Genomic DNA, 8,390 nt, shown 5'->3' on the forward strand with positions numbered 1-8,390 from the left:
GATTAGCTTAGCCTTCCTGCGAATACTCTTGAAAAGATTCTAAACACGTTCTAAGAGCAACACATCTCGCATCGCACCCTCACTCAGTTTTCAATTTCCCTTCAGCATCCAATTCAGCCATAATCTCCTGATACTCGGCTAAAATATCATCATATTCATGCAAATGAAGTTGCTGGTGAACTTTATCAACTTCCCAAGGCTTGACCGAAACCGTGTGGACGATCGGCCATAATTTCCAGCGGGTGGAGAAATGCTGAAAAACGGTGTCAGATTGAACATCCTGCTGCTCATTGTATTTTTCAGGGGCAAAAGCCTTGTGCTTGGCCAGCTTATTCATCGCGGACTGGTCCGGCATAATCATCGGCCATTTTCGGCAGCATTCCCGGCAGCGGGCCAGTAATTTGTCTTGTCGGATCATATCCAGGTTCATCAGGAGCATCCCCGAGTTAATGTAATCAAATGCTCTCTGTTGATGATGGAAGAACCAACGACCGTAATGATCCAATACGCCAACAAAATCAGTTCCTGCCAGTGATTGATGATAAAAATCTTCAAACGGCCGGCGACACACAACGTCAGCGTCCAAATACAGAATCCGATCGGAAAATTGCGGCACCAAATCACCATACAGCCGCAACATACTATAGGGCGTGAATAACGTGTTGATGTTCGCCTTGGGCAAATCCGCCTCAAACTGAGTGGTAATGTCAATTTTGGTAACGCCACTATCGACATTTTCCCGCTTGACCAGTTGATTCAAAAAGGCTGCGTGATCGTCAGTCAGCGCTTGAAATTGCTGATGACGATTATACAATTGTCCAGTTAAAATGTAGATGTTGAGTGGTTCTTGCGCGTGTTTTGTCAGTGAGAGGATTGAAATAATCAACCCCGAAAACATGTGGTCATCTCCACAGTATAAAATATCCAAACCGCATTCATCCCCCAATTCGTGTCTCATCAATCCAATTGATTTATCGCTGATGTTAATCAACTTTCTTTTAACCAATCACGCCAACAGTTTGTAAGATGAGGTAAATGTTTAAACTCACCAGTACAACTGTTGCTACCCAAGCACTGTACTTAACCCAGGCTTTATTCACAAACTCACCCATTAATTCCTTGCTACTGGTGAATTTAACCAATGGCACAATCGCAAATGGTAAAGCGACACTCAGGAAAACTTGTGACAGAGTCAGCAGATTTTCAATCTTAGCTTCGTTGCCATGATAATAGATGGCAAAAATCAACACTGGCGTTACTGACAATAATCGAGTAAGTAACCGTTGCGCCCATAATGGCATTCGAAGATGAATGAATCCTTCCATAATGATCTGGCCTGACAGCGTCCCGGTAATCGTGGAACTTTGACCTGAGGAAAGTAGAGCCACCGCGAACAGCATGCTCAACATTGGACTGGCAATTGCCCCCACAATGTGCGAGTTGTTCAATGAATTAAACAAATCAACGAATCGCCCGACCGTGCTATTGGTTCCGAAGAACAACGCAGCCCCTAAAATTAACAGCAAAGAGTTGACAATGAATGCAATTGTCAGTTGCAAATTGGAATCAATCGTCGTGAATTTAATGGCTTTAGCCACATCCTGACGATCATGTCGATCGACTGCCCGGGTTTGTGAGATAGACGAACCCAGATATAAATCATGGGGCATCACCGTTGCACCAACGATACCAAGTGCCAAATACAACATTGATTTATTAGTGACAATGTCTTTGGTCGGCATGTAACCGGCAAACATTTGGTCAAGTTGCGGTCCCGCTAAGAATACTTCGTAGGTGAAGACCAACAGAATAACGGCAACCAGTGTCGCAACAATTGCTTCAATCTTCCTGAATCCCAATTTCATCAGAAGCAACAGGATCAAAACATCAGCAGTGGTGATCAAAATGCCAACGACTAACGGAATGTTAAATAGTAATTTGATAGCAATTCCGGAACCAATAATTTCCGCAACGTCCGTGGCCATAATTGCTGATTCGGTAATTAACCAAAGAATGATTCCCATTGTCTTACTGGTTCTTTCCCGGGTCAGCTGAGCTAAATCCTTACCGGTGACAATTCCCAGCCGAGCAGCCATTGATTGCAACAGCATTGCAATTAGGCTGGAGATTAAGATAACCGACAATAAGCTGTACTTGAACTGGGCACCACCAGCAATTGACGTAATCCAATTACCAGGATCCATGTACCCCACTGCAATTAGAATTCCCGGACCGGTGTAGGCAAATAATGTTCGCCAGAAGCCGGCATTCTTCGGAACTTTAACGCTGCCGTTAACTTCATCCAGACTCTTGTTTTCACCTTCTGTACTTTGAAAAAATTTATGCTTAGGTTCTTCTGCTACGCTCCCACGCATATCAATACCCTCTTTCATTGAGTTGAATTCAGGTCAGTTGTTTGAGTGAGCACTCAATCAATTCCCACAACCTATTATACACATCAATGAGTTTAGGTCAACCAAAATCTATTTTAACCATTAGTTAACAAATGAGAAAGATTGAGTGTATACTTAAACCAGATGAATGATCAAACTTAAAATAATCCAAGTTTATGATAGGTTTGCTCGTTCAATTCCAAAATTGAAACATATTGAGGGGTTAACCATGCTGAATCATACTGAATTACAACTACTAACAGATGCACACGTCTTTGATGATATGACTGACAAGCAAATTAAGATCTACACCGCGGCAATTGAAGTTTTTGCCGAAAAAGGCTATCTCAACGCCAGTACCAAAGAGATCGCAGCCAAAGCAGATGTCGCGGAAGGCAATATTTTCAGCAAATTTACCAACAAACGCGGCTTGCTGAACGCGATTATCGAACCCGTTGCGAAATCGATTTTCCCTGAAACATTATCAAGTTTTACTGATAGTGAACCCATCCCAAAAGACCTCAGTCTCCATGAATTTGTCGATTCACTCGTCAAAGATCGAATGGATTTTCTAGAGGATAATCAAGATGTTTTAAAAATCTTCATTTCCGAAATGGTTTACGATGATCAGGTTCGTCAACAGTATTTGAGTAAATTTCCAGATGCCTATTGGCACACAATTAACGATAATCTCAACCTGCTTAAAGCTACGCATAAAATGGTCAATTGGGATAACTGGGAAATCATGCAGATCATGTGGTCACTGATTGGTGGCATGGTGATCAGCTTCATCTTCTTTCATATTCAACCAACCGACAAGGCGGTCAATCACGCGGTGGCCGCACTGGTTAAGGCATTAAATCCCCGATTGTAAGTTATCAATATTTGCGATAAAAAATAGATGAAGTTAGGATAATTCAACTGAATTGTCTTAACTTCATCTATTTTATTTACAGGTTATACTCACTCATGACCCATCTTTTAAGCTTAATTTCACAAAAAATCACTAATTGTTTGAAAGATTAGATAAATATTTAACCCAATTAGAACAATCGTTGCAAACCAAGCTGCGTATTTCAGGGCCTAGTACTTTTGGAATGGAAATACTTTCCAACACCAAAAATTCTAGACCCTACAATATCACCCTCACGAATATAGGCCAACATTTTTTGCAGTTCTGGCCGATTAGTGTTAGCCCCACTTAATTTATCCGTAAATAATTTATCAACGCCCTTTAAAGCCGCTAACTGTCGATCTAAATGTTGCTCTCTGGAACTTACCCGGGCATACCCGATTTTAGCCATTTTTAGCGCTTCATTTTGGACAGTTCTAATGAACATTTGTAATTCCTAGTATAGCACAGAAGCAAAAAAGACCAATAGGGTATACCCTAGTGGCCTTTAAGCTTAGTGCGAATTATTAATTGAATTTATCGTTTCCCTGTATTTACCATCAAATGTTTTTTCATCTGGAAACAAGGTTTCTCGTGAATATCCTAGTTGTCTTAATTTTTTTTGGATCGAATCTTTAACTTATCACGGAAACACGAGTTACATCACGGTATTTATAGTCCTGTTGTTTTCGTTAATAGCTTGGCTATTTATGGCTCGAAGATTAAAGAAAGCTGATTATGCATAGACACTATTCTATCCCCATTTCCCTGTATAATAGATTAAGCAAGAAGCTTTAATGGCAATGATTGTCTTTTCCCTTGCGAGGTGAGGCTCATGGGAACATGGAATAATCTTCAGGAAGGCTTCACAGTCAATGAGCGTCTTTCAGACACTCTCGTTGATGTTGCTGTTTGGCACGTTTTTAATCGCGCTACTCAGCTATATCGACAAACACCACAAATGAAAAAGCCGCCCCACATAACTTTGACCGGTTATGGGGCGAACTAGTGTTGTTTTAATATCTGCCACCGTCTTTAACGGCTCTACACGGGAAGTCCTGTTCACGTGGGACTTCCTTTTTCTTTTTCAGCGTTTTTCGTACTTCGCCGTATTTGTATATAGTTTCCCAATATGTTTATGTCTGGCAACGGACCCACTTAATCTAATATTTATTATTATGATAGACCAATTTGCCTATTAACTTAGTCTCGGTGTTTTTTTTCTAAAGTTGCTAATAATGCATCAATCCGTTGTTTAACTCGGGTTCGTTGGGTTGTATCAGTTAACAGTACTAACGTATCACCTTCATGAATCAAGGTGTCACCATGTGGAATCACTTCTTGTTCACCACGCCGGATTCCAATGAGCAGTGCTTCTTTAGGCCATGGCATGTCTCGGACCATTTTGCCGTTTAAGGGACTGCCAAAGAAAACCGGTATTTCCAAATGATCAGGTCGATGAAGTTGCTGAACAGTTTTAGGCATTGTCATCTGCTTAAGCAATGCTTCATAGATTGGTGCACCGCCTAATAAATCAACAACAAGGTAAGCAGTTAACGATATGACTGCTAATGGCATTAAATGTGTTAAATTGCCAACCATTTCTGTTACCAGCAAGATAGCTGTGAAGGGAGCTTTTCCGATTCCAGCAAAGTAACCGGCCATGGAAAAAATGATTAGGTTCATGATATAGACATGCGATAATAATCCTAATTGATTCATTAAGACGCCATAAACCGCACCAATCACAGCACCTAAAGAAAGAATCGGCAAGAAAATACCGCCAGGTAATCCGGAACCATATGAAATCATTGAAAAGACGAATCGTATAATAAAAATTGCAATTAGTACAAACAAAGGTGGAACATGCTGGCCAAATCCCAAAATTAAGCCATTACCACCACCGAGTAAATTTGGCGAAAAGTAACCAACTAAAATTACCAGCAGAAATGGTACGATACCTTGTATTGGGCGTGGCAAATGTGTCAATTGATGATACCACCTAGGCATAACTAACAAGACCCGTTGATATAAGTAACCAAATAATCCCAAAACAATGCCGAGTAAAATTAAGTGCCAATAATTTGATACTGGTAAACTACGTGAATAACTTAAATGTAACACGGGAACAAGTCCGAAAACATTCAGCGAAATAAAATTTGAACCAATTGCTCCGGCTAATGCTGTTAACCAAACCAGCGGTGAAAAATTATGGTAAATCTCTTCTAAGACAAATAGAGTTCCAGCAATGGGGGCATTAAACGCTGCTGCTAATCCAGCAGCGGCGCCTGATGCAATTAGTAGTCGGCGATCAGTTCCTGATAACTTAAACTCAGAAGCGAAACCTTGACCAACTGACGCACTTAATTGAATCGCTGGTCCTTCTCGTCCGAGAAATAATCCAGGTCCCAATGCCAGAATACCACCGATAAATTTTCGCCAAAGAATTGACCACCAGTGCATTTCCAATTCACCAGCCAATTGACCTTCAACTTGCGGAATTCCAGAACCAGCGATATAAGGTTCTCTCTTGAGAAGTCGAGCCACAATTAACGCTAAACCAAGGTTGATGCCTATCAACAATGCCCATTCCCACCAAACAAACGGCGCGATTCGTAAGTATCTATATACCAATCGACTATAGTGCAGCCCTATCTCAATACAATAGCGAAATAAGCTAACAACGGTGCCACTCATTAAACCCACAAGCAGGCCGAGTAAAACAAATCGCAAACGAGTAACGTCAAATTTTTCTTTTACAAGCTGTATCAAATAACTAATCCTCCATTATAACCAATATTATATAATTTAGTACTTAATTAAACTAGGCAATATCTCGATGAAATCTAGTAGTTATTTTTCACAGAGAAGGGGTGTCATACCGCTAAAATGTTTTAGTAGTTTATATGACGAGCCGCATGTTTGAGTAGTAATGGTGCTAATAACGTTGTTAGGATAATGGCAGTGATAATTGCCGAATAGTAATCATCACTGATTAGTTTGGATTGGTAGCCTATTTGAGCGATAATCAAGGCCATTTCCCCACGCGAGACCATCCCTGCACCAACGAGGTAAGCTTCATTCGAACTGAATCCGGCCCATTTAGCCCCACTCCCCGCTCCTAATAGTTTCGTCAGTGTTGCCACAATTGTCAATACGATAATTAATAACAAATCGTGTTCTATGCCAGCTAGTGACATACTTAAACCAATTGAAACGAAGAATACAGGAATGAAAATCGCATAACCGATTGGTTCGATACTTTGATCAACTTCATGAGCTACATGAGTTTGTGCAATCGCAATTCCTGCAAAAAAGGCCCCAATTACTGCACTCAGTCCAATCAGATTTGCAATATATGCCATACCAAAACACAAAATCATCGCCATTATAGTAGGTCCCACTGGATTCAATAATTTGGTGCCTAGTCTAGCGAGGAGAGGGGCGATAAAACGCATCACGAAATAAATTGCGGCAAAGTAAATTAGCTGCTCTAAAAAAGTCAGAGCTAGCGGTATCTGGGTATCCGTACCAGCCTTTGTACCTATTAAACTGACCATAATGCTAAGTAAAACGACAGCTAGCACATCGTCAACCACCGCGGCACCGAGGACTGTTGAACCGCTCTTACTATCAAGTAAATTTAGTTCTTTCATGACAGCAACTGAAATTGAAACCGACGTTGCGGCAAAAATAACGCTCAAAAACAAGCTTTCAAATTGTGTCAAGCCAAAAACAATACCAACTGGATAGATCAGTACCATCGGAATCAAAACTCCTAACAACGCGACAATTATGCTAGGACGCAAATATTTTTTAAGCAATGTAAGATCACTCTCAAGTCCGGCGATAAACATTAAGATGATAACCCCAATCTCTGAAAAAATATGGATGAAATCATTGGCGTGAACCCAATTCAACAACGCAGGGCCAAGAATAATTCCAACAAATAATTGACCGATCACTGCTGGGATACCAACCCTAGAGGCTAGATGGCCAAATAGACTAGTTGTAATCAAGATGATCACCAAGGTACCTAAAAATTCCAAACAAAAACCTCCTCATACAAAAAACGTAAACCCAGATACCTCTTACGGCAGATTGTAAAATTAATCCGAATAAGTCCGATAGTTTTCAATGGCCGTTGATTAATAGGTTCAAGTGCTGCTATGATCTCATTAATTGTTACATGGTTAAAGTTGGACTGTTTGAGAAAAACCAACATAACCATCGATTAAAAGATTCATTAGCAACCTACATCTATAAATAGTATGATACCATGTCATTTATAGATGTAGTCGGCTATTGTGGCCCAAATTAATAAATACCACGTTGGCGCCAACTGAATTAACTATTAAAATTTCGGTGGTTAAAATCAGCAATAGTATAACTCTAACATTCACGATAAGTAACTACCAGCGACTGGATAAGTGTACCTTTTTAAGGAGGCCCAAAATTGATGTTACCATTATTGATCTTATTAGTTGAGTTTGTTTTACTCATATTTCTTGGTAAGATTCGAAAAAAAATTATGGACTATACAAGATCAGACGAGCTATACTTTTGGGGACTTTTTCTAAGAAAGAACGACTCCCGTCGCAAAATGAGGCAGCTCAAGAAAAAAGTTCTTCAAACGTATCGTAGAAGTTCCCTAAAAAACGAACTACTCTTCTGGTTAGAATTTACAGTGGCTAAAGGTTGTTTTTATGGTTCACTCATATGGAGCTTTTACGTAATTGCTTTCGGAAATAGCAGAACCCCATTCTGGCCAGCCATTATAGGCTTTATAATGGCAATTCCACCTGCAATAGCACTTCCCCAACAACTGTATGATTTTTGGAAACAACAACCTATTTGGCATGAGCACCCCATTGAAAAACAAGCTTTCCTACTACCAAACGAACAGGACCACAAAGATTTAGTTAGGTACCATTTGCAATCCTACTCCGCATTGTTCGTCATGGCAATTATAGGATTTCTAGTATAGGAATCTGAGCGTTAAAAAAGACAAGGTGAGGAACTAATTTTGGTTTCTCACCTTGTCTTTTTTGGTAGATTGCAAATTTAATCCGAATTTTTGGACAAATTTGTCAGCATAACCTGAT

Annotated in this window: 7 protein-coding genes and 2 pseudogenes; 3 read left to right on the forward strand and 6 right to left on the reverse strand. The window is 40.2% G+C overall.

Annotation, left to right across the window (positions count from 1 at the left end):
* Nucleotides 1–79: 79 nt before the first annotated feature.
* Together IV64_RS07430 and IV64_RS07435 are read right to left on the reverse strand one after the other, a co-directional pair.
* Nucleotides 80–928: a glycosyltransferase gene (locus IV64_RS07430; RefSeq protein ID WP_272946842.1), complete on the reverse strand. Its 849-nt coding sequence runs from the start codon at nucleotides 926–928 to the stop codon at nucleotides 80–82.
* Nucleotides 929–998: 70 nt separating this feature from the next.
* Entirely contained in the window at nucleotides 999–2,393 is a 1,395-nt protein-coding gene (locus IV64_RS07435) for an Nramp family divalent metal transporter (RefSeq protein ID WP_057706643.1), read from the reverse strand.
* Nucleotides 2,394–2,622: 229 nt separating this feature from the next.
* Between IV64_RS07435 and IV64_RS07440 the strand changes: the two genes are divergently transcribed.
* Entirely contained in the window at nucleotides 2,623–3,267 is a 645-nt protein-coding gene (locus tag IV64_RS07440; protein WP_003679973.1) for a TetR/AcrR family transcriptional regulator, read from the forward strand.
* Nucleotides 3,268–3,526: 259 nt separating this feature from the next.
* Here the strand turns inward: IV64_RS07440 and IV64_RS07445 are convergent.
* Nucleotides 3,527–3,697, reverse strand: a pseudogene (locus IV64_RS07445) (recombinase family protein); the annotation flags it as partial.
* A gap of 490 nt (nucleotides 3,698–4,187) precedes the next feature.
* Here IV64_RS07445 and IV64_RS14125 point away from each other — a divergent pair.
* Nucleotides 4,188–4,250, forward strand: a complete 63-nt coding sequence (locus tag IV64_RS14125; protein ID WP_222843308.1) for a putative holin-like toxin — start codon at nucleotides 4,188–4,190, stop codon at nucleotides 4,248–4,250.
* 238 nt (nucleotides 4,251–4,488) lie between these two features.
* Here the strand turns inward: IV64_RS14125 and IV64_RS07450 are convergent, their stop codons facing one another.
* From IV64_RS07450 to IV64_RS14660, 3 genes and pseudogenes are all read right to left on the reverse strand, one after another.
* Nucleotides 4,489–6,057: a ClC family H(+)/Cl(-) exchange transporter gene (locus tag IV64_RS07450; RefSeq protein ID WP_057706644.1), complete on the reverse strand. Its 1,569-nt coding sequence runs from the start codon at nucleotides 6,055–6,057 to the stop codon at nucleotides 4,489–4,491.
* 122 nt (nucleotides 6,058–6,179) lie between these two features.
* The gene (locus tag IV64_RS07455) at nucleotides 6,180–7,334 is read right to left on the reverse strand and encodes a cation:proton antiporter (protein WP_057706645.1); all 1,155 of its coding nucleotides are present in this window, start codon (nucleotides 7,332–7,334) and stop codon (nucleotides 6,180–6,182) included.
* Nucleotides 7,322–7,536: pseudogene (locus tag IV64_RS14660) on the reverse strand (hypothetical protein); the annotation flags it as partial. The gene IV64_RS07455 and the pseudogene IV64_RS14660, both read right to left, overlap by 13 nt.
* A gap of 208 nt (nucleotides 7,537–7,744) precedes the next feature.
* Between IV64_RS14660 and IV64_RS07460 the strand changes: the two are divergent.
* A complete protein-coding gene (locus IV64_RS07460; protein WP_021816946.1) occupies nucleotides 7,745–8,272 on the forward strand; it encodes a hypothetical protein in 528 nt (175 codons plus the stop codon).
* Nucleotides 8,273–8,390 lie beyond the last annotated feature (118 nt).

Source organism: Lactiplantibacillus xiangfangensis (assembly GCF_001438845.1).
In the GTDB taxonomy this organism is placed as follows: domain Bacteria; phylum Bacillota; class Bacilli; order Lactobacillales; family Lactobacillaceae; genus Lactiplantibacillus; species Lactiplantibacillus xiangfangensis.

Bases quoted from the DNA above. Each gene is read 5' to 3' on its own strand.
- IV64_RS07440 (WP_003679973.1), top strand. From the start codon at position 2,623: ATGCTGAATCATACTGAATTACAACTACTAACAGATGCACACGTCTTT.
- IV64_RS07435 (WP_057706643.1), bottom strand. From the start codon at position 2,393: ATGAAAGAGGGTATTGATATGCGTGGGAGCGTAGCAGAAGAACCTAAG.
- IV64_RS07460 (WP_021816946.1), top strand. From the start codon at position 7,745: ATGTTACCATTATTGATCTTATTAGTTGAGTTTGTTTTACTCATATTT.